This is a genomic window from Isoptericola sp. 178 (assembly GCF_030586525.1).
GTDB classification, from domain to species: domain Bacteria; phylum Actinomycetota; class Actinomycetes; order Actinomycetales; family Cellulomonadaceae; genus Isoptericola; species Isoptericola sediminis.
Map to the genome: position 1 here is coordinate 11,480 of NZ_JAUQYN010000001.1, position 21,937 is coordinate 33,416.

At 73.4% G+C, this 21,937-nt stretch carries 11 protein-coding genes; 3 read left to right on the plus strand and 8 right to left on the minus strand.

The annotated features are described in order from the left end of the window. Positions 1-21 precede the first annotated feature (21 nt). Positions 22-9,744, minus strand: a complete 9,723-nt coding sequence (locus Q6349_RS00050) for a SpvB/TcaC N-terminal domain-containing protein (RefSeq protein WP_304602355.1) — start codon at positions 9,742-9,744, stop codon at positions 22-24. 148 nt (positions 9,745-9,892) lie between these two features. On the opposite strand from Q6349_RS00050, the gene Q6349_RS00055 reads away from it, so the two are divergent. Both Q6349_RS00055 and Q6349_RS00060 read left to right on the plus strand, forming a co-directional pair. Then, complete coding sequence (locus Q6349_RS00055) at positions 9,893-10,669, plus strand: hypothetical protein (RefSeq protein ID WP_304602356.1); 777 nt, start codon at positions 9,893-9,895, stop codon at positions 10,667-10,669. Positions 10,670-10,757: 88 nt separating this feature from the next. Beyond that, a complete protein-coding gene (locus tag Q6349_RS00060) occupies positions 10,758-12,254 on the plus strand; it encodes an NAD(P)/FAD-dependent oxidoreductase (RefSeq protein WP_304602357.1) in 1,497 nt (498 codons plus the stop codon). Positions 12,255-12,261: 7 nt separating this feature from the next. Here Q6349_RS00060 and Q6349_RS00065 read toward each other — a convergent pair whose 3' ends face one another. Genes Q6349_RS00065 through Q6349_RS00085 form a run of 5 tightly spaced genes read right to left on the minus strand, consistent with a single transcriptional unit; the run spans position 12,262 to position 16,225 of the window. Beyond that, on the minus strand, positions 12,262-13,491 hold the full coding sequence (locus Q6349_RS00065; protein ID WP_304602358.1) for a hypothetical protein: 1,230 nt from the start codon (positions 13,489-13,491) through the stop codon (positions 12,262-12,264). Then, positions 13,488-14,111 carry an ATP/GTP-binding protein gene (locus Q6349_RS00070; protein ID WP_304602359.1) on the minus strand — a complete coding sequence of 208 codons (624 nt, stop codon included), beginning with the start codon at positions 14,109-14,111 and terminating at the stop codon, positions 13,488-13,490. Before Q6349_RS00070 ends, Q6349_RS00065 begins: the two co-directional genes overlap by 4 nt. Next, positions 14,092-14,445: a DUF742 domain-containing protein gene (locus Q6349_RS00075; protein ID WP_171245552.1), complete on the minus strand. Its 354-nt coding sequence runs from the start codon at positions 14,443-14,445 to the stop codon at positions 14,092-14,094. The genes Q6349_RS00070 and Q6349_RS00075 overlap by 20 nt, the downstream gene beginning before the upstream one ends. A 12-nt stretch (positions 14,446-14,457) precedes the next feature. Then, complete coding sequence (locus tag Q6349_RS00080; RefSeq protein ID WP_216077205.1) at positions 14,458-14,880, minus strand: roadblock/LC7 domain-containing protein; 423 nt, start codon at positions 14,878-14,880, stop codon at positions 14,458-14,460. Then, positions 14,858-16,225 (minus strand): ATP-binding protein, encoded by a 1,368-nt coding sequence (locus Q6349_RS00085; RefSeq protein WP_304602360.1) that lies wholly within the window; start codon positions 16,223-16,225, stop codon positions 14,858-14,860. Before Q6349_RS00085 ends, Q6349_RS00080 begins: the two co-directional genes overlap by 23 nt. 187 nt (positions 16,226-16,412) lie before the next feature. Between Q6349_RS00085 and Q6349_RS00090 the strand changes: the two genes are divergently transcribed. Next, positions 16,413-18,584, plus strand: coding sequence for a prolyl oligopeptidase family protein (locus Q6349_RS00090; protein WP_304602361.1), 2,172 nt, complete (start codon positions 16,413-16,415; stop codon positions 18,582-18,584). A 24-nt stretch (positions 18,585-18,608) separates the two neighbouring features. Here Q6349_RS00090 and Q6349_RS00095 read toward each other — a convergent pair whose 3' ends face one another. Further along, complete coding sequence (locus Q6349_RS00095) at positions 18,609-21,086, minus strand: glycoside hydrolase family 65 protein (RefSeq protein WP_304602362.1); 2,478 nt, start codon at positions 21,084-21,086, stop codon at positions 18,609-18,611. Then, entirely contained in the window at positions 21,083-21,823 is a 741-nt protein-coding gene (locus Q6349_RS00100) for an HAD family phosphatase (protein WP_304602363.1), read from the minus strand. The genes Q6349_RS00095 and Q6349_RS00100 overlap by 4 nt, the downstream gene beginning before the upstream one ends. Between the last annotated feature and the right edge of the window lie 114 nt (positions 21,824-21,937).

Sequence of the window (21,937 nt, forward strand, 5' to 3'; positions counted from 1 at the left end):
CCCACACCGCGCGTCCGCGGCTCAGAAGGACGCCGACCGGGGTCTGGTGGCCGACGCCGGCGGCGGGAGCGCACCCCCGCCGCCCGCGGCGTCGAAGGACGCCGACCGCCCGCGGTTGGCGGCCGCGGGCACGCCCCCGCCGCCGGCGCCTCCGCCCTGGGCCGCCTGGCCGCCCTGGCCGCCCTGGCCGCCCGGCGCCGCGCCGCCGGCCGCCGGACCGCCGGCCCCGCCCTGGTTCCCGGCGTTGCCCGGGCCCGGGTTGGGCCCGTTCGCGGCCCCGCCCTGCTGACCGCCCCCGGCCTGGGCACCGGCGGAGTCGGAGCTCTTGCCGATGTCCCACAGCGAGATGCCCTCGAGCTTGATCGACGGGCTGCGCAGCGAGCCGGAGGCCTTGAACCGCAGCAGGGTGAAGAACTTGTCCACCTTGTCGGAGGCGTCCTGCCACTTCTGCTGGCGGGCCTGGCCCGCGGCGTCGTAGCTGAGCAGGAGCTGCCCGAACCGGGCCGGCGACGGCCGGTTCGCCCGCGTGGTGTCGGAGACGGTGAACGTCCCCTGCTTGTTCTTCTCGAAGTTCTGGCCGGCGCTGACGGGTGCCCGCCCGTCGGAGTCGACGTACCGCAGCGGGTTCGCCGCCGCGTAGGTGTACGCCGAGAGCAGGCCGGGGTCCGCGACGACGGCGTCGGGGTCCTCGGTGAGCAGCGGCTCGGTGGACAGGAACCGCTGGTCCCGCCACGAGTACCACCGCTCGCCGAAGTTGACCGTCTTGTAGGTGCTGTCGTTCCACCCGCCGGCGAACAGGTACGGGGTGTCCTTGATCCGGCTCTGGCCGGCGACCCACTTCTGACCGGACGGCAGGTACTCCAGGTACTGGAAGACGCTGCCGACCTCGTCGGTCACCACTCGCAGGCTGCCCTGCAGGTCGGTGTGGAAGTACTGCACGTACAGGTCCTCGACCGGCGGGCACAGCCCGTCGCCGTCGGGGTCGGCGGCCCCGACGTCGCAGGCGCAGGCCTGGGTCTCGGGGTCGCACACGCAGTTCTCGTCGACGGTCGGGTCGCAGCCCTCGGGAGGCTGCGGCGCCGGGGCCGTGCGGTGGCTGGCGACCTTCGTCGTGCCGAGGTAGATCTCGGCGTACCGGTGACCGTCGTTCTCCAGGCGCCAGGCCTCGTTGACGAAGAAGTACGTGCCGCCCGGCCCTCGCTCGAGCACCAGGTTGCCGTCGGCGTCGTACCGGTAGGAGGTGTCGTTGCCGTCCTCGCCGATCTCGACCAGCCGGTCCTCGGCGTCCCACTCCATGCGGCGGTCCAGCTCGGAGGAGTCCGAGCTCGCGCAGGGCTCGGTCCACCCGGTCATGTTGCCGTTGACGTCGTGCTCGTAGCTGCGGCCGCCCGCCTGGACCACCTGGTGCGGGTGGTCGGGGTCGAACTGCTGGTCCAGCCACGCGTACGTCGACTCGGGGTCCTGGTTGTCCGAGCCGCCGCCCGACCCGCTGTACGGGTCGCACTGCGGCTCGTCCGTCGACCCGGAGTCCGGCAACGAGCCGTCGCCCTTCTTCGAGTTCGTCTTCTGCTGCGAGCGCCCCGGACCCTTGCCCCCGCCCTTGCCGGTCGTGGACTCGGTCGCGGTCGCCTGCGTGACGTCGACGAGGTTGCCGTTCGGCGTCCGGTCCGCGGTGTACTCGTAGGTGCGGTCCTCCTGCCGGTCGACGTAGCGCCCCTCGGCCCCGGCCAGCCGGTAGTGCTGGTCGTAGGTGTAGGCCTGCTGGGCGGGCCCGGGCAGGTTGTTCGCCGGGATGTCGCCGAGCTCGTCGAGCGACCCGGCGGACCCGCCGTCGTAGAGCGCGTTGGCGACGTCGGTGACGTTGCCGACGACGTCGTAGGAGTACCGCAGCTCCTGCAGCTCGCGGGCGACCGAGGTCGTGCCGTCCCACTGCTCCTGCGCGGCGGCGTCCGTCGCGATCCCGGTGAGGAACCGGCGGTCCGGGTCGTAGTCCTTCTCCGTGGTGACCCCCGTGCCGGTGGTCACGGTGCGCACCTCGCCGAACTCGTCGTAGCCGGCGTGGGTGACGTAGACGATCTCCCGGTCCGGACGCGGTACGGGGTCGCCCTCGACGGTGTAGGCGTCGTGCTGCGGCGCCAGGGACCACAGCCCGGAGACCTGGCCGCCCAGGTCGTACTCGTGGTGCAGCACCTCGCCGGTGCCGCCGTCGTCACCCGGGTACGTGAGCGTCACGACGCGCTGCAGCGAGTCGTACTGCCACCGGGTGGCCCACGTGGGCTGCGGCTCGTCCTGGCCGATGCCGAACGGGTCGACGCCGCGGGTGACCGCCTCGGTGGAGACGTTGCCGTCCACGTCGTAGGCGTACTCGCGGGCCACCGCCGGCGTCGCCTCGCGGGCCACCCGGCCCTCGCTGTTGCCCGGTGCCCCGGCCCCCAGCTCGTCGCCGTAGGTGTACTCGACGTCGCCGGTGTCGTCCGGGTAGGTGATGCTGCGCAGCCGGTCGAAGTCGTAGGCGTGGACCACCGACGTGCCCTCGGCCCGGCGCACCTCGTCGACCGTCTCCGCGACGTCCCCGGCCGGGGTCCAGGCCCGTTCCAGGAGCCCGGAGTCGGGCGTCTCGACGGACGTGCCGAGGTCCAGCATGTCGTAGCCGTAGCGGCTCACCGCGCCGGCCGTGTCGGTCACCTTCGTCAGGCGGGCCAACGGGTCGTAGGCGTACGTGGTCAGCAGCGGCGTCGTCCCGGTCCGGGCGGACTCCACGATCCGCTCGTCGCCGATCCCGGCGGCCGGCAGGGCGTCCAGCAGCCCGTCCGTGGTGCCGCCGGTCGGCGCCGGGCTCTCCACCACGGCCAGCACCGCGCCGCGCACGTCGGAGAACCGCTGCACCTCCCGCTCCAGCGGGTCGGTGACGGTGACGCTCGCGACCTGGTGGCTCAGGTGCGGCGGCTCGGTGATGTCGTAGGCGCGCCGCTCGACGCTGCCGTCGGGCAGCACCACACGGGTGAGCCGGTCGAGCAGGTCGTACCGCCGCTGGGTCGGGTCCGTCACCGGCACGTGCGTGTCGGCCGGGTCCCCGGACGAGTTCCGGGTGTTGTAGGTCGTCAGGCCCGGCGGCAGGTCGCCGCCCCCGGGATACGTGGCCTCCTCGACGACCGGGTACCACTCGCGCACCTCGCGCCCCAGGGCGTCGAAGTCGACGGCGCCCTCGACGACCATCGCGGGCGTGTCGCCGAGCGCGACGACCTGCGCGTCCCGCTTGCGCTGGACGACGCGTGCCATGCCGTCGACGAACGCCGCGGTGTCGAGGGTGTCGGCCGCCGGGGTGCCGTCCGTGAGCACGGCGTCGTGGTGGCGTGCGGCCGCCCACGCGTGCCCGTCGGAGTTGAACCCGCCGTAGGCGTAGGTCACCGTCGCCGGGCCCGACCCGCTGCCGTCGCAGGCGAAGTCCCCGGACTCGCGGGGCGTGGCCACCGCGGCGATGCGCCCGAGCGCGTCGTAGCAGTACTCGGTGGTGTTGCCGTTCGCATCCGTCGTCGTCGCCGGCAGCCCGACCGTGTAGTCGTACGTCGCGGTCGAGGTCACCCCGTGCGAGTCCGTCACCTGGGCGATGTCGGTCACGCGGTGGTCGTCGTAGACGTAGTCCACGCAGTAGCGCTGCTCCTCCGCAGCGCGCGTGGCGGCGTCCACCTCGTCCTGCGGGGCGTCTGCCGCGGGGACGCAGCCCTCGAACACCGACTCCTCGGGCAGCGCCGGCGGCGTGCCGCCGCAGGCCGAGGAGTCGGTCTCGCCGGTGAGCACGTTCGCCGGGTACCGCACGGCGTCGTAGTTGCCGTACGGCTCGAACGCCATCTCGGTCACCGCGACGACGTCGTCGCCGCAGACGTCCTGGCCCTGCGTCTCCACGATCCGGATCGGCACGGCGTTGCCGCACAGGTCGAGGCTGCCGTCACGGTACTTCAGCACCTCACCCGAGTCGTCGGTGCCGGCGTGCACCGCCACGGTGGCGGGCACCTGCACCCACGAGCTGTCGTCGCCGCCGTAGCGCGGCGTGGTGCACGGCGGGTACGTCGTCACGGTCGTGGTGTCGTCACCCGTGGTGCCGGTCTCCGCGTGGTCGACGGCGGTGAGCGTGTTGCCCAGCCCGTCGTAGGTGAAGTCGGTCGTGCGGGCGTGCCCGTCGCCGTCGGCGTCGAACCGCGTGAACGTCTCGGACGTCAGCCGCGGGGCGAGGGCCAGGTCGAACAGCGCCGTGCGGGCCGGGTCCCCGACGTCGGGCACGACACCGGTGAACTCGTCGCCGTTGGCGGGCTCGCCGGCACCGGGCTCGCCGACCACGACGTGAGCCAGCTCCCACGTGGTGTCGGTCCGTTCCAGCAGCCGGTCGTCGCCCTCGGTGTCACCCGGTGCGAGCAGGTCGACACGTTCGGCCAGCCCGTCGTCGAACGGGGTGTCGTTGCGGTACGTCCAGCGGGTGATGCGCTGCAGACCCGGGTCGTAGGACGGGCCGTCGGCCGGGTCGGCGTCGACGTCGTACTCGCGCTGCTCGACCGCGTCGAACCCGAGCATCGTGCGGTGCAGGTGGTCGTAGGCGTCGCCGGAGTAGGAGAACTCCCGGCGCTGGACGTCGGTGCCGTCGCCGGGGCGCCCGTCGTCGTACTCCACCTCGCTCATGACCCACAGCGAGTTCGGCTGGACGATGCTGTTGCCGGTGCGCTCGTAGTCCACCCGGACAGCACCGCCGAGCGGGTTGTCGACCGCCTTGAGCAGGTTGGTGCGGCCGGCCTGGTTCAGCCGGACCTCGACGTGCTCGTCGGTCAGGCTCTCCACGACGTCGAGGTAGCCGTCGCCGTCCATGTCGGTCATGTCCACGACGGTCCGCGAGCGCTCGTAGCCACCGTGCACGCCGGGGTTGATGATGACGTAGCAGGCCACCAGGCAGATCGGGCCGACGGAGACGGTGAAGTCGAAGCCGCCGTTGACCGAGGTGCTGCGGGCCAGGTCGGCCCGGTTGTCGATGGTCAGGTCGCCGACGCCGAAGTCGGGCGACGGGTACGTGCCCAGCACCTTCGCGGTGCGGCCGTTGCCGTCCGCCGCGCCGAAGACGGTCTTCGGCGCGCTCTCGTTGCCGTCGGCGTAGACCATGCGGTCCAGCACCCCGTCGCCGTCGACGTCGATCCAGGAGGCCTCGGACAGGGTCCCGCCCTCGGCACCCCCGACGCCACCGCCGAACTCGTAGGCGTTGAGCTGGAAGCCGCCGGACAGCGCCCCCGACACGCTCTCGGAGGCCTCGAACACCCCGCCGGACCACTTCACCGGGTCGGCGTAGCCGTAGCCGGTGCCGAGCGCCACCTGCACACCGCTCTCGGACCAGGTCTCCACGAGGTCGGTCACGCCGTCCCCGTTGACGTCGTCGAGGTCGACGCTGACCTGGACGCCCTGACCGGTGCTGTCACCGTCGGGCAGGAGGTCGTCGACGCCCCCGTCGAGCCCGTCGGTGTTGTCGCCGAACGGGTTGGTCCACTGGCCCTGGATCGAGAAGCCCAGCCCGATGCTCATGCCCCGGGTCTTGTTCTTGGACGTCCCGTTCTGGGCCCCGACCGTCGGGCTGCCGGCGGAGGTCTTCGTCTGCTCGCTGCCCTCGATGGAGACGGGCGACCCGCCGAGACCGCCGCCGACGGAGACCGCCGTCGAGATCGTGTTCTCGACCTCGCTGCCGCTGTCCAGGCTGCCGCCGCGCGGACCGGTGTAGTCGGCGTCGCTGCCGGAGCGCACGTCGGGGAAGCCGTCGCCGTTGAGGTCCTGGAAGTCGGTGACCGTCCGGCCGCCGCCGATGGCCCCGCTGAGGCTGGCCGGCCCGAGACCGAGCGCGGCGTTGAAGTCCCCGTCGATGGTCAGCACGCGGGGTGCCGGGCGGGCGTCGTCGCTGCTGCCCGGGCTCGTCGAGCCGCCGGAGGTGCCGCCCGGGTCGACCACGGCGATCTCCTCGCCGATACGGGTCGAGCGGATACCGGTGGCCGTGACGAACAGCCCCTCCTCGGACGCCGCACGCCAGCGGTCGGCGGCGCCGCCGTCCGGACCGGGCAGCGGGAAGTAGGGCAGGGCCTTGTCGAACGAGTCCGCCACCTTGTCGGCCGACGACCCCAGGTCGCCGGGCTCGCCGGCGACCTCGGTCGCGTCCGGGGCGTCCGGGATCTCGGTGTCCTCGTCGAAGTCGTCGACGCCCTCCGGCTCCAGCTCGAAGTGGTCGCGCTGCAGCAGGGCGTCGCCGCGCGGCTCGTCGGGGTCGTCGCGGGGGATGTCGGGGTGGTCGGCGTCGTAGCCGGCGGCGGTCCACCCGCGGTTGCCGGAGGCGAAGACCGACTGGACGTCGGGGGCCACGAGCCGGGCGGTCAGGTCGCCGGCGCCCTTGTCGTCCTCGTCGTCGTCCGACGTCGCCACGACGCTCAGGCTGCCGTTCTCCAGCACGTGGGCCGCCATCGGGGCGTCGTGCAGGGAGACCTCGACCCAGTAGTCCTGGCCGGGTTCGGCGTCGAAGTCCAGGGTCGTCTCCCCCTCGACCCGGTACTCGGACGGCAGCACGAACGGCCCGTCGTCGTGGTTGTGCTCGACGGTGAACTCGTCGGACTTGGCCACCACGCCGACGATGCCGTGCTCGTCCTCGCTCTTGACCGTCACCACGGCGGGCGAGGACGCCCAGCCCTCGTCGTCGGGTTCCACCTCGAGGTAGTCCCAGATCCGGTCCGCCACGACGCCGACGTCGAGGGTGAAGGTCCCGGCCGCGTCCGGCGACCAGGACAGGTACGGCCCCGTCACCTCGTCGGAGACGGAGAAGACCCGCACCGACGGGATGACGACGGGCCCGGTCGACGACGGCAGCACGGCGTCGGCCGGCAGGTCGTCCGGCGTGGCCTCGCCGTTCGGACCGGACTCGGCGACCGGGTCGGCGAGCTCGAGCTGGACGTCCAGCGCGAGCGACCGCGGGTCGACCGGGGAGTCCGAGGCGACCTCCAGCGCGAGCCAGTCGGGGTTGTCCACGACGCTGTCGCAGTCCTCGGCGTCGCCGTCGTCGAAGCAACCGGCGGGCTCGGCCACCTGACCGACCTCGGAGACGTCGAACGTGTAGGTCAGCTCCACCGACGTCGGGGCGACCTCGATGGGGTCCTCCCCGGGTGGTGCCTCGGGTTCGTCGCCGGGGGCCGGGCCGGCGCCCAGCAGCCCCTCGGCACCTCCGTCGGGGGTGAGGGTGACGACCGACGAGGTGCCCTCGGTCGAGCCGGCGTTGAGCCCGTGGCTCGCGACGACCTCGACGTCGTCGGTCAGCAGGCCGGTGCGCTCGAGGGTGACCGTCAGGGTCGCCTCCCCGGGGTTCGGCAGCAGGGTGCGGCCGCCGTCCCGCCCGAACGTCGTGAAGTCCTCGGCGGCGTCGTAGGAGAGGACGTCGCGTCCCTGGGCGTCCGGCAGCGGGTCGCTCGTCGGCACGCCCGACCCGACGGACGAGTACGTGACCGCCGGTGCCCACTCGACGAGGTCGTCGGTGCCGTTGTCGATGACGTGGGTGCGGAAGAAGATCTCGTCACCGGCGTCCACGGACACGGAGACGGCATGGTCGACGCTCGGGCTCGCGCCGGTCAGCGTCTCGTCGAGCGGGCGCTTCGGCGTGGTGTCCAGGGTCTCGATCATGACCCGCACGCCGTCGCCGTCGTAGTTGCCGGCGTCGGCCAGGGTCGCGGTCCCGGTGACGTCGACGACGCCGTCGTAGGGCGCGACCCACCGCCGCACGGTGTCGTAGCGCGGCGCCGAGGCCTCGAGAAGCTCGTCGACCCCCTCCGGCTCGGCACTGGCGAGCTCCGAGGAGAAGCTGCCCATCGGCACCGCGGTGCCGGCGGAGGAGGCCACGAACTCGATGGAGCCGTCCGACTCGTCGTAGACGCTGAAGAACACCTGCCAGCCGCTCGACCCCTTCTTGATGAGGTCGGGACGGCCGTCGGCGTTGACGTCCGAGAAGTACCGGTCCGCCCAGTCGAACCCGAACGAGCCGCCGACCTGGATCGAGGCCACGGGGTAGAACTCGGCGTGCAGGTCGACGCCGAAGTCGGTGCCGGTACCGATCTTGGCCTCGTCGATCGTCATCGGCGCACCGAACCGGTCGGCGTGACCGGACAGGTCGTCACCGGGGCGCGACAGGTTGCGGGCGTACTTCACCGCGCCGTTCTCGACCCAGACACGGTCCGGCAGGCTGTCGCCGTCCATGTCCATGAACGTGGTGACGTCCTCGCTGTTGCCGCCCGAGAGGTTGAAGGAGCCGCCGAACGAGCCGATCTTGCTGGGTGCGACCGGGTTGAACCCGATGTACGAGCCGCCCTCGGCACCGCCGCGGAACGAGGTGGCCAGCGCGCTGGAGGCCGACACGTTCGACCCCGTGCTCACCGAGGAGTCGGTGTCGGTGTCCCAGCGGACCGGGTCCCCGAACAGGTCGAACGCGTCCCCGTCGCGCGGGACGTCGTCGAACCACTTCATGCGGTGCCACGCCTCGACGACGCCGTCACCGCCGAACTGGCCGACGCGCTTGACCAGGCTCTTGTCGAAGGGACCGGTCTTGTACTCCAGCGCGTACCCGCCGAGCAGCTCGCCGAGGTTGCCCGCGTCGATCTCGCCCGGGCCGTCGTCGGTGCGCGCGCCGGGGGCGTGGTAGCGCACCTGGATCTCGCGCAGCAGGTCCGCGGTGACCACGGGGGCGCCTCCGGAGGCGTCCACCAGCGGGTCGGGCCGGGCGTCCACGGAGCCGCCGGAGGCGACGGTGGTGCCGCCGACGTCGCCGTCGCGCAGGAAGTAGACGCTGTACGGCGGGTCGTCGACGACGCCCTCGGAGTCCGGCTCGACGTCGAACCCGGTGTAGGTGATCTCCCGCAGGTACATCTCCAGGCCCGGCCCGCTCGACGAGCTGCCGTAGCCGACGCCGGTGGCGGTGTCGTACTCGAACCGCATGACGTTGCCGGAGATGTCCTCGACGTAGGTCAGCGGCCAGTGGAAGGCGTTCCCGGCCGCGGTGGTCAGCACCTGTCCCTGGCCGTCCGGGTCGCCGCCGTACCAGCGGTCGTTGCCGTCCTTGTCGGTGACCTGCCACCAGTAGGCGCCGGGGGTGTCCCCGTGCCGGACGATGCGCTCGTACTCGGTCTCGACCTGCCGCACGAAGTCGGTGCGCGGCCCGGCCTCGCGCGCCCCGTAGTCGCCGCCGTCCCGGATGGAGTGCGGGAACAGCCGTGCGCCGTCCAGCGCGTAGGTCTCGGTCTCGACGTCGGCGGCGAACCGGGGTGCGCCGTAGGTCGGGTCGACCGCGATCGCCCCGGCGTCGAGGTCCCAGCCGAGGCCGAGCCAGCCGTTGCCGCCCGAGGAGTCGTAGGTCAGGTCGAGGTCCGGCTCGACGCCGGCGCGGCCGGGCGGCACGAGCACCGGGTAGGACATCTGCGCGGCGCCGGCGCTCGTGGGGTCGGGCGGCTCGACGAGGGACAGCGCCTCGGTCGGGTCCCCGTAGTCCAGCTCGGCGAGGTCGACGCCCCCGAGGTCGTCCGGCGACGTGCCGGGGACGTCGTCGAGCGTCCCGACGGCGGGGTCCGCGAGGGGCTCCGCGACGCCGGGTGCCGCGGTGAGGGTCACCACCAGGGCGGCCGAGGCCGCCATCGCGGTGGCCGTGGTCCATCGTCGTGCCGCCGTGCGTCGCTCGCGCCGGGCAGGTCCTGCGGCCATGGGAGTCCCCTCTCGCACGGCCGAACGCCCGCCCGACCTCTCTCGAGACTACGGATGTGATCTGCGCCACGGTCGGGCGGGACGGCCCCTCGCGCAGATCTCACCCGGGTGAAGCCGGCCCACGGTGCACCTCTGGGAGGATGGAGCCATGTCCACGACGCTCGCCGACCTGGGCATCGACGTCGACCTGCGGGTGACGCCCTGGCACTACCCGGGCCCGGCCGCTCCCACGTCGGGCCTGCTGCACGACGGCACCTTCGGTGCGCTCCGGCACGACGGCGGCACCTGGGTCGGTGAGGACGGCACCTCCCTGGACGAGCTGCTGGCACGCGCCCGCGTCCCCGCGCGACGCCACCGGCACGCGGTGGTCGCCATCGGCTCCAACGCCGCTCCCGGGGTGATGCACCGCAAGTTCACCCGGCTGGGCGTGAGCACGACGGTGCCCATGCTGCACGGCGCGCTCTCCCACGTGTCGGTCGGGCACATCCCCCGCGTCAACCCGGCGGGCTACGTCGCCGCCGTCCCGCGCAGGGCGTCCGACGTCCGCAGCGCCGTCGTCGTCTCCCTCCTCACGACGGAGCAGGTCGTGGCGCTGGACGTGACCGAGCACAGCTACGTCCGCCGCTCGGGCGCGGACGGCCTGCACCTGGCCGGGCACGACGGGCCGTGGTCGCTGTACGTCTCCACGATCGGTGCGATCTCCGGCGCCGACGGCGCGGCCGTGCCGCTGGGCACCCAGTCGGCGCTGTGGGACCTGCTCCACGTCGACGCCGACCTGGCGGCGGTGACGGGCCGGGGCGGTCACCGGGCGGTCGCCCGACGGCTCGCCGCCGACCGGTGTCGCCGTGACCGCGTGAGCCGCCACCTCCTCGAGCGCGGCCGGGTCACCGGGACCGGCCTGGAGTCGCTCGCGGCCGCGGCCTGAGGAGATCATCGCTGGTCAGACCTATCGCCCGGAGTGTCCGCCCCGCTACGATTCAGGCGTTTGAGACCGAATCGATCCAAGGACGCTCATGAAGATCGCTGTCGTCGGGGCCGGGTTCGCAGGACTGGCCAGCGTGAAGACCCTCCGCGAGTTCGGCCACGAGGTCGCCGTGTTCGAGAAGGCCCCCGACGTCGGCGGCGTCTGGAGCTCGACCCGCCGGTACCAGGGTCTGTTCACCCAGAACAACAAGGACTCGTACTCCTTCACCGACCTGCCCATGCCGAAGGACTACCCCGAGTGGCCCAGCGGTGAGCAGGTCCAGGCCTACCTCGAGCAGTACGTCGCGGTGAACGACCTGGCCGGGTCGCTGCGGCTGTCGACCGAGGTCGTGCGCGCCGAGCTGACGGACGCCGAGGACGGCTGGCTGGTCACCGCGCGCCGCAGCGGCGAGGCGGTCGGCGACCCGGAGCGCTTCGACCACCTGGTGGTGGCCAACGGGATCTTCTCCGACCCCGTCATCCCCCGGTTCGAGGGGATGGCGCAGCTCCTGCGGGCCGGCGGGAAGGTCGTGGCCTCCGGCCAGATCGGGTCGGTCGAGGACGCCCGCGACAAGCACGTCGTGGTGGTCGGCTACGGCAAGTCCGCCTGCGACGTGGCGGCCGAGATCGGCCCCGTCGCCGCCTCGACCTCCGTCGTCGCACGCCAGCTGCTGTGGAAGCTGCCCAAGAAGCTGGGCAAGGCGCTGAACTACAAGTACCTGCTGCTGACGCGCCTCGGGGAGGCGCTGTTCCGCTACCAGACGCTCGACGGCTCGATGGAGCGTTTCCTGCACGGAGCGGGCGACCCGGTCCGGCGGTCGATGGTCTCCAGCGTCGGCACCGTCTCGCGCAAGCAGCTGCACCTGGACGAGCTGGGTCTGGTCCCGCGCGGCGAGTTCTCCGACATCGCCCGGTCGACGGTCTCCCTCGCCACGGACGGCTTCTACGAGCAGGTGGCCGACGGCACGATCGTCGTCCACCGGGACACCGAGATCGAGCGGTTCGCCACGGACGACGACGGCGCCCCCGTGGCCGTGCTCAGCGACGGCGACACCGTGCGCGCCGACCTCGTGGTGTGCGGCACCGGGTTCCACCAGCGCGTGCCGTTCCTGGACGCCGACCTGACCGCGCGGCTCCTCGACGACCGGGGCAACTTCCAGCTCTACCGGCAGGTGCTCCCCCACGACGTGCCGCACCTGACCTTCGCCGGGTACAACTCGTCCCTGTTCAGCCCGCTGTCGGCCGAGATGGCCGCCGTCTGGACCGCCGCCCACCTCGCGGGCGCGATGGACCTGCCCCCGGACGAGGTCCGGCGCGAGCACGTCGCCGACAGGGTCGACTGGATGGAGAAGCGCACCGAGGGCCGGCACGCCCGGGGCACGAACGTCATCCCCTTCTCCCTGCACCAGATCGACGAGATGATGCGCGACCTCGACGTCGACCTGCCGCGCCGGACCCGGGTGGCCCAGTGGCTGCTGCCGGTGGACCCGGGTGCCTACCGTCGGGTCGCGGACACGGTCCGGGAACGGGTCACGACGTCGGCCTGAGCCGCGGTCAGCGGAACCGGACCGGGAGCTCGCGCGGGTAGCGGAACCACGCGGAACGCACGACGGGCACCTGGTCCGGTTCCGTCGCCAGCTCGATCTCGTCGACGCGCGCCACGACGTGCCCGACGATCAGCCGGGTCATCAGCGGGGCGGTGCGGTGCGCCGGGCAGGCGTGCGCGCCCAGGCCCCAGGTGAGGTGGAACCGGGAGTCGACCTGCTCCCACGGGTCCACCGCCTGCACGGCGTCGTCCCCGTTGGCCGCCACCACTGCGGGCACGACCGCGTCGCCGGCGGCGATCGGCTGGCCGCCGAGCACCGTGTCCGTGATCGCGTAGCGCGGCAGCAGGTGCGGCATCGGCGGCTCCCGGCGGGAGATCTCGTCCAGCGCGTCGTCCAGGGACAGCCGCCCGCCGTGCAGCCGCGCGCCGAACGCCGGGTCGGCCACGACCCGACGGATCGCGCTCGCCGCGGCGGCGGTCGCGGCGTCGTGCGCGGTCCGGAACAGCGCGCCGACGGCGCCCATGAGCTCCAGGTCGTGCTGGTGGCGCGGGTCCGCGATGAGGGCCGAGGCGAGGTCGTCGCCGGGCTCGGCGCGCCGACCGGCGACCATCGTGGCCAGCAGGTTCTCCATCTCGTCCGCCGCGTCCGGGGCGTCCTCGCCGCCGGCGCCGAGGGCGACGGTCAGCTCGTGCATCCGGCGGGCGTCGGCGAGGTTCATCCCCAGCAGGTCGGCGAGGACCCGGACCGGCACGTCGACGGCGTAGTCGGCGACCAGGTCACCCCCGCCGCGCGCCGCCAACCGGTCGAGGGCCGACGTGCAGGCCACGGTCACGGTGCGGGCGAGACGGCGCTCGTCGAGCGTCGCGAGCGCGTCCTGGACCGGCCCGCGCAAGCGCCGGTGCTCGGCCCCGTCGACGTCGAGGAGCGAGTCACGGGAGGCCAGGACGGCCCGGACCGGCGACCTCCAGGCGACCAGGCGTTCCTGCTCGTAGCGCCAGCGGCGGAACTCCCGGGTGAAGTGCACCTCGTCGCGCAGGAGGCTGCTGACCTCGTCGTAGCCGAGCGCGAGCCAGGCGGGCACCCCCGGTTCCAGGTCGACCGGGGCGACGGCACCCCACCGCGACCGCAGCGCGTCGTAGCGCTGGTGCGGGTCGGGTGCGCCCGCGAGATCGGCCAGCAAGGGCCGGTCCGCCACGTCCTCGAGGCGGACCACCCGTCCCGCGGCGGTGATGCTCATGCCGCCGCGGCCTGGCGTGCACGCTGCTCGAGCGCGTGGGCGACCAGCGTGGTGAGCGCCTGGACGGCCCGCGGGCGACCCCGGACGTCACCGCTGACCACGGGCGTGCCGGCCGGCAGGTCCAGCGCGGTGCGCACCTCCTCGACGCTGTGCCGCGGGGCGCCGGGGAACTCGTTGACGACGACGGTGAGCGGCAGCTGCGTGTGGTCCTCGAGCTGGTCCAGGACCTCGAAGCTGTCGGCGAGATTGCGGGTGTCGACCAGCACCAGGACGCCCACCGCCCCGTCCGCCAGGCCGGACCACAGGTCCCAGAAGCGGCGCTGCCCCGGGGTGCCGAACAGGTAGAGCGCGGTGTCACCGCCGACCGTGACCCGCCCGAAGTCCATCGCGACGGTGGTGGTGGACTTCTCCCCCGTGCGTCGGTCGACGCCGACGCTCGCCGTGGTGATGCTCTCCTCGGTGCTGAGCACCGGGATCTCGCTGACGGACTGGATCAGCGTCGTCTTGCCGACGCCGAACGGGCCGACCACCAGCACCTTGACGGATCGCTTGACCGTCGCGGCGAGGTGTCGCGCCCGGGCCGGTGCGGTGCCGGCCGGGTCAGAGGCTGCGGAGTCCATCGAGCACCTCCTCGAGCAGCTCGGTGTCGGGCAGGTCGTGCGTCGCCGTCGAGCGCAGCGCCAGGAAGCCGCCGTCGAGCAGGTCGGAGGCCAGCACCGCCACCAGGCTCACCGGCAGACGCAGGTAGGCGGCGACCTCGGCCAGCGCCAGCGTCCCGCGGCAGGTGCGCAGCAGCGTGTGCTGGTGCCGGCCGGCGTGGCTCGGCAGCTCGCGCCCGTCGTCGACGGTGCACAGCAGCGTCTCCGGGCGCAGGGTGTTCCGGGTCGGGCGGGACCGCCCGCCGGTCAGGACGTACGAACGCACCGGGTGGTCGCGGTAACCCTCGGTGTCCATCGTCCGCCCCCCTCAGGCCCCGACCGGGTCCGTGCCGAGCGCCCGCTCGCCGATCATGAGCACCTGGGCCTGCATCTGCTGGGCGACCAGGCCCGGGTCGACGCCGGCGTCGGTCACCACGGCGAGCCGGGACCCGTCGCCGGCACCGCGGACGAAGAGGAACCCGCCGCCGAACTCGACCACGACCTGGCGCAGCCGGTCGCCCTCGCCGAACTCCCGGCCCATCGACAGCCCGAGCGCGACGAGGCCGGCGCAGGCCGCGGCGACCTTGTCGGCGGTGTCGGGGTCCGTGACGTCCGTGCGGACCTTGACCAGGCCGTCCGAGCTCAGCACGACGGCGTGCCGGACCCCGCGGACCCCCGAGACCAGGTCGAGCATCCAGCTGTCCGGGTGGTCGGTCGCGGGCGGCGTGTCAGCGCTGCTCTGCGTCGTCATCTGTCCTCCGAGGTCCCGTCGCGTCGGACGGATCATGGGTGTCCGTGTCCTGCAGCGGCGCTGCGTCGGTGGCGGCGAAGAAAGCGCCGATCCAGGCACCGGCCTCCTCGGCCGTCGGTTCCGGCGCCGGGGGCGCCGACGGTGCGGTGGAAGGTGCCTGGACAGAGGGGATGCCGGGGCCGCTGGTCGGGGTGCGGTCCGTCGCGGCGCGACGGGAACGGCGCTGCGGCAGCACGGGCGGGCCCGCGGAGGAGACCGGGTCGGAGGCGGACCGGGGGTCCGTCAGCGCCTCGGGGACGTCGGCGCCGACCGGTGCGGGGACCGGCGGCGGCTCGTCGACGCTCGCCGCGAGCACGTCGGGCACGTTGTCGACCGTCTCGGTGATCTCCTCCGGGATGCGGACGACCGCTCGCAGACCGCCGTAGACGGAGTCGGCGAGCTCGACCCGGAGGCCCAGCGAGCGGGCGTACGTCCCCACGACCGCGAGCCCGGTCTGCGGGACCTCGCCCAGGTCGGAGATCGTGATCTCGTGCTCGCCGGCCGCGATGCGCCGCACGCGGTCCAGCTCCCGCGGGTCCATGCCCACGCCGCAGTCGTCGATCTCGATGACGGCGCCGCGCTGCACCTGCCGGATCACGACGAGCACCTGGGTGTTGGGCGGGGAGCACTGCGTGGCGTTGGCGAGCAGCTCGGCGATCACGTGGATCAACGGTTCGACGGCCCGACCGGTCACCGCGAGCCCGGGGTCGCCGGAGACCTCGACCCGCCCGTACGCGGTGATCCTCCCGGCGGCCCCGCGGACCACGTCCGGCAGGGCGAGCGGGGCGTCCCAGGCCTGGCCCGGCCGGCGCTGGCCGCAGAGCGCGACGAGGCTCTGCGCCTGGCGGGCGTGCTGGGCGGCCGCGTGGTCGACACGCATGGAGGTCTCGAGCACGTCGTGGTCGGCCGCGTGCCGCTGCGCCATGCGGGTGGCCTCTTCCTGGATGCGGTGGGCCGACGCCTGCACCTTGCGGCTCAGCGCGATGACCGCCGTCTCCACGGCGGCCCGCTCGCCGGCCCGCTCCGCCTCCAACGCCTCCGCGGCGCGCCGGGTGTCCTCCAGGTCGCGGGACGTCTCGTCCAGGGCGACCGCCAGCTCGTCGCGCTCGGCCGCCAGCGCACGGAACGCGGCGTCCTCGCGGCGTGCCGCCCCCGACAGCAGGACGGCGGCGAGGACCGGCAGCAGCAGCGCGGCGGCGCCCACGACCCACACGGACCAGCCGGGACCCCGCTGGCCGAGCAGCGGCAGGGCCGCGATGCACAGCACCATCGCGGCGACGCACACGGCCGCCAGGACGCGACCCATCACGGGCGGTCTGACTGAGGTCGTCGTGCTCACCGCACCCCCGGTCGGCAGGATGGCGGGTTCCGCGAACCCCCCGGACGGACTGTGGGGGTGTCGGCCCCCTGACCAGGGTGTTTCTACCACAGGGGACCCGCGCGCGAAAGGGCGCCCCACCGTCGGGCGGACGACACCGGGATAGGGTCCCCGCATGAGTGCCGACCCGCTCCCGCCAGCCGCCCGTCCCGACGCCCCGGACCCCGACACCGACCCGTTCGCCTGGCTGGAGGACGTCGTCGGCGACGAGTCGCTCGACTGGGTCCGGCAGCGCAACGAGCACGCCCAGCAGGCGCTCGGCGGGGCGGACCTGACCAGGACGCGAGCGGCGGTCCGCGAGGTGCTGGACTCGGACGACCGCATCCCCGCGGTGTCCCTGATCGGCGACCACCTCTACAACTTCTGGCGCGACGCCACGCACGAGCGCGGTCTGTGGCGTCGCACGACGCCGGACTCGTACCGCAGCGAGGACCCCGCGTGGGAGACGGTGCTCGACCTCGACGCCCTGGCGGAGGCCGAGGACGAGTCGTGGGTCTGGCACGGCGCCTCGGTGCTGCGCCCGACCCCGGAGCAGCTGGCGGCCGGGGAGCCGTGGCGCCGGGCGCTGGTCGACCTGTCCCCCGGCGGGTCGGACGCCGACGTGACGCGCGAGTTCGACCTGGTCGAGAAGCGGTTCGTCCCGGCCGCCGACGGCGGGTTCCACCGCCCGCTGGCCAAGGGCGGGCTCGCGTGGGCGGACGAGGACACCGTGTACGCGTTCACCGACCTCGGCGAGGGCACGACGACGTCGTCCGGCTATCCGCGCACCGTCGTGCTCTGGCGCCGCGGGACGGAACTGACGTCGGCCCCGGTCGTCTACGAGGGCTCGACCGACGACATGGCCGTCATGGGCAGCCGCTCGCGGACGCCCGGCTTCGAACGCGACCTGGTCCGCCGGTCGATCGCGTTCTACCGGTCCGAGACGTACCTCGTCGAGGGCGTCGGGACCCCCGGGCAGGAGCTCGTGCGCCTCGACGTGCCCCTCAGCGCCGAGACGGGTCTCCATCGCGAGTGGCTGACGATCGAGCTGCGCGAGGACTGGGAGGTCGACGGCCGCACCTACCCCGGCGGCGCCCTGCTCGCCGTCGTGCTCGACGACTTCCTCGCCGGCTCGCGGGACCTCACCGTGCTCTTCGAGCCCACCCCGTCGACGTCGCTCGTCGGCGGTGCCTGGACGCGGCACCACCTCGTGGTGACGGTCCTCGAGGACGTCGCGCACTCCGCGTACACCCTCACCCCGCCGGACCTGGACACCGGAGACGACCCCCGGTCCCCCTGGGCCCGTGGCGACCTGCCCGTCGGGGGCGAGCTGCTCACCGTCGGCGTCCGGGCGGTCTCGGCCGTCGACAGCGACGACGTCTGGGTGACCCGCAGCGGGTACCTCGAGCCCACCACGCTCGCGCTCGCCACCGTCGTCGGGCCTGGGGAGCGACCACGCGACCCGGAGGTCCTCAAGAGCGCGCCCGCATTCTTCGACGCCTCCGGGATGGTCGCCGAGCAGCACTTCGCGACCTCCGACGACGGCACCCGCGTGCCCTACTTCGTCGTCGGACGCTCCGACCTCGTGCGGCCGGCCGACGGGTCGGGTCCGGGGACGGCACCGACGCTGCTGTACGGGTACGGGGGGTTCGAGATCCCGCTGCTGCCCGGGTACTCCGGCACGGTCGGCCGTGCCTGGCTCGCCCGGGGCGGGGTGTACGTCGTCGCGAACATCCGCGGCGGGGGCGAGTACGGGCCGTCGTGGCACCAGGCCGCCCTGCGCGAGAAGCGGCACCGCGCGTACGAGGACTTCGCCGCCGTGGCCCGCGACCTCGTCGCGCGTGGCGTCACCACGCCCGAGCACCTCGGTGCGCAGGGCGGCTCCAACGGCGGCCTGCTCGCCGGGAACATGCTCACCCGGTACCCCGAGCTGTTCGGTGCCGTGGTCATCCAGGTCCCGCTGCTGGACATGCGGCGGTACTCCCACCTGCTGGCCGGCGCCTCGTGGATGGCGGAGTACGGCGACCCGGACGTGCCCGAGGACTGGGACTTCCTGCAGACCTTCTCGCCGTACCACCGGCACGACCCGGCACGGGAGTACCCCCCGGTGCTGCTCACGACCTCGACGAAGGACGACCGGGTGCACCCGGGCCACGCGCGGAAGATGGCGGCGAAGATGCTCGCCGCCGGCCAGGACGTCACGTACTACGAGAACATCGAGGGCGGGCACGGCGGCGCGGCGAACAACGCCCAGGCCGCGCACATGGCCGCTCTCGCGTGGACGTTCCTGCGCGACCGGCTCTCCTGACGGGCCCGCGCGGCGGGCCGCCGGTCAGGCGTGCGGGACGATCGCCGTGATGAGGGTGCCGTCCGCACGGCGGTGACCCGCCAGCGCCCGGCGGCCCGGACGCCCGTGGCGCACGGGTCCCTGGCCGGCGAGCGGGACCGTCGCGGGCACCCCGGGACGGACCCTGACCTCCTCGCCCCGCACCGCGACCGTGACCTCGTCGCCCGACTCGGCCACGAGCTCGATCGATCCCGGCAGCACGGTCACCCGCAGCCGCGTGCCCTTCCAGGTCAGGCGGTACCTCAGGGACTCCCAGCCGCGCGGCAGCCGCGGGTCGAACGTCAGGTCGCCGTCGTGGTCGCGCATGCCGCCGAACCCGCTGGCCAGGACGGCCCACGTCCCGCCGGCCGAGGCCACGTGCACACCGTCGGCGGCGTTGCCGTGCAGGTTCGCGAGGTCGACGTAGAGGGACGACAGGAAGTAGTCCAGCGCCAGCCGGTGGTACCCGACCTCGGCCGCGATGATCGACTGCGCGACGCCGGACAGCGTCGAGTCCCCCGTCGTCAGCGGGTCGTAGTACTCGAAGTTGGCGAGCTTCTGCGCGGGGGTGAACAGGTGGCCCTGCAGGACCATCGCGGCGACGACGTCGGCCTGCTTGAGCACCTGGAAGCGGTAGATCACCAGCGGGTGGTAGTGCAGCAGCAGCGGCCGCCGGTCGCGCGGGGTGCGGGCCAGGTCCCAGATCTCCCGCTCGAGGAAGTGCGAGTCCTGCGGGTGGATGCCGACGCCCTCCTCGAACGGGATGGCCATCCGCTCGCCCGCGCGCGCCCACTCCATCGGCTCCGAGGGCTCGAGCCCCAGCCGCTTGACCAGGTGCTCGTACTCGTCGGGGTCCTCCCTGCGCAGGGCTCCCACGACGTGCGCCGCGGCGCGGAGGTTGAAGCGGGCCATGACGTTCGTGAAGAGGTTGTCGTTGACGACCGTCGTGTACTCGTCCGGGCCGGTGACACCGTGGATGTGGAAGAGGTGGTCGCCGTTGGCACGCCAGAACCCCAGGTCCGCCCACAGCCGGGCGGTCTCCACGAGGATGTCCACGCCCTCGCGGTGCAGGAAGTCCGTGTCACCCGTCGCCCGGGCGTACTGGAGCAGCGCATAGCTGACGTCGGCGTCGATGTGGTACTGCGCCGTGCCCGCCGCGTAGTAGGCCGACGCCTCCTCCCCGTTGATCGTCCGCCACGGGAACAGCGCACCGCGCTGGGACAGCTCCCGCGCCCTCCGGCGGGCGGCGTCGAGCATGTGGTAGCGGACACGGAGCGCGTTGCGGGCGAACCGCGGGCTCGTGTACGTCAGGAACGGCAGGACGTAGATCTCGGTGTCCCAGAAGTAGTGGCCGCCGTACCCCGACCCGGTCAGCCCCTTGGCCGGCACCCCGCTCCCCTCGCTGCGCGCCGTGGCCTGCGCGACCTGGAACAGGTTCCAGCGCACCGCCTGCTGGATCTCCTCCTGGCCGCCGACCTCGACGTCCGACCGCTCCCAGAAGGCGTCCAGCCAGGCCCGCTGGTCGGCGTACCGCGCCGCCAGCGCGCCGTCCGCCGCCCGGTCGAGCGTGCGCCGGCAGCGGTCGACCAGCTCGCGCGGCGGGACACCGCGCGAGGTGTGGTACGCGACGGTCTTCGTCAGGCGGATCGGACGTCCCGGCTCCGCCTGGACGCGGAACACGTGCTTGGCGAGGTCCTCCTCGACCTGGGTGCGGACGGTCCACTGGTTCTCGGTCTCGAACCGGTCGTCCGCCGCCACCGCGAGGGTCATCCCGGAGTTGGTGCACCGGTAGCCCAGCACGAGACGCTCGTCGTCGCCCCACTGCGCACGGGGCTGGAGCACCCGGCCCCGGAAGTCCTCCGCCTTGCGGGGGTCGAACCCCTCGCCGAGGGCGGCGGAGCTGACGTGGTACTCGTCCTCCCCGTCCTGCCGGTTGAGGATCTGCGAGGAGATCGCGACCGGCGCGGCCGCGTCGAGGAGGGTCACCTCGAAGGTCATGACGGCGAGGTGCCGTTCGACGAACGAGACCATGCGGTCCGAGCGCACCCGCACCAGCTTGCCCGACGGCGTGCGCCACAGCAGGTCGCGACGCAGCATCCCGTCACGCAGGTCGAGCGACCGCTCGTACTCGAGGAGGTCGGCGACGGACAGCAGGAGCGGCTCGTCGTCGACGTAGAGCCGGATGACCTTGGTGTCGGGCACGTTGACGATGGTCTGGCCCACCTTGGCGAACCCGTAGGCCTCCTCGGCGTGGCGGATCGGCCACGTCTCGTGGAAGCCGTTGACGAAAGTCCCGTGCGCGAAGGACTCGCGCCCCTCCTCGACGTTCCCGCGCATGCCGAGGTAGCCGTTCCCGACGGCGAACAGCGTCTCCGTCGTGCCGAGGTCCTCGTCGGAGTACCTCGTCTCGACGAGGCGCCACGGTTCCGCGGGGAACCGCTGCCGGTCGACGGTCCTCTCCTCGTCAGGGGTCTTGAAGCTCACGCCGCACCCCGGGGGCTGGGTCCGTCGAGCACCGAGGCGTCGACCTCACCCAGGTCGGCCACGACGAGGTCGGCGCCGTGCTCGCGCAACGCCTCGGCGCCCACTCCGCGGTCGACCCCCAGGACGAGGCCGAAGGGTCCGGCGGCGCCGGCGCGGACGCCGGAGATCGCGTCCTCGACGACGACCGACTCCGCCACGGGGACGCCGAGCAGCTCAGCGGCGCGCACGTAGGTGTCGGGCGCCGGCTTGCCCGCGATGCCCTCCCGGTTCGCCACGTTGCCGTCGACGACCACGTCGAACCGGTCGGCCAGGCCCGCGGCGGCGAGCACGGCCGGCGCGTTCCTGGACGACGAGACGACGGCGACCCGCGCACCCGCGCCGGTGACGGCGTCCAGGAACCGCACCGAGCCGGGGTACGGGTCGACACCCTCCTCGACGAACATCCGGTTGACGATCTCGTCCTTGCGGTTGCCGAGCGCGCAGACCGTGTCCTCGCCCGGGGGGTCGTCGGCCGTGCCGTGCGGGATCCGGACACCCCGGGACGCGAGGAACGTCGCGACACCGTCGTAGCGGGGCTTGCCGTCGATGTGGGCGAAGTAGTCGGCCTCGGTGTAGGGCTCCAGGCCGTGGGCCGTGGCGTAGGGGGCGAAGAGCCGCTCCCACGCCCGCATGTGGACCTCGGCCGTCGGGGTCAGGACCCCGTCGAGGTCGAAGAGCACGGCACGCAGGGCGGGCATCCGGGGTCCTTCGGGTCGGCACGGGAACCGGCCGGCCCCCACCCCAGGTTATCGGCACCTGGGGCGCGAACCGCCGGTGAAGCACGCCGCGCACGCACGGGACAGGGCACCGGC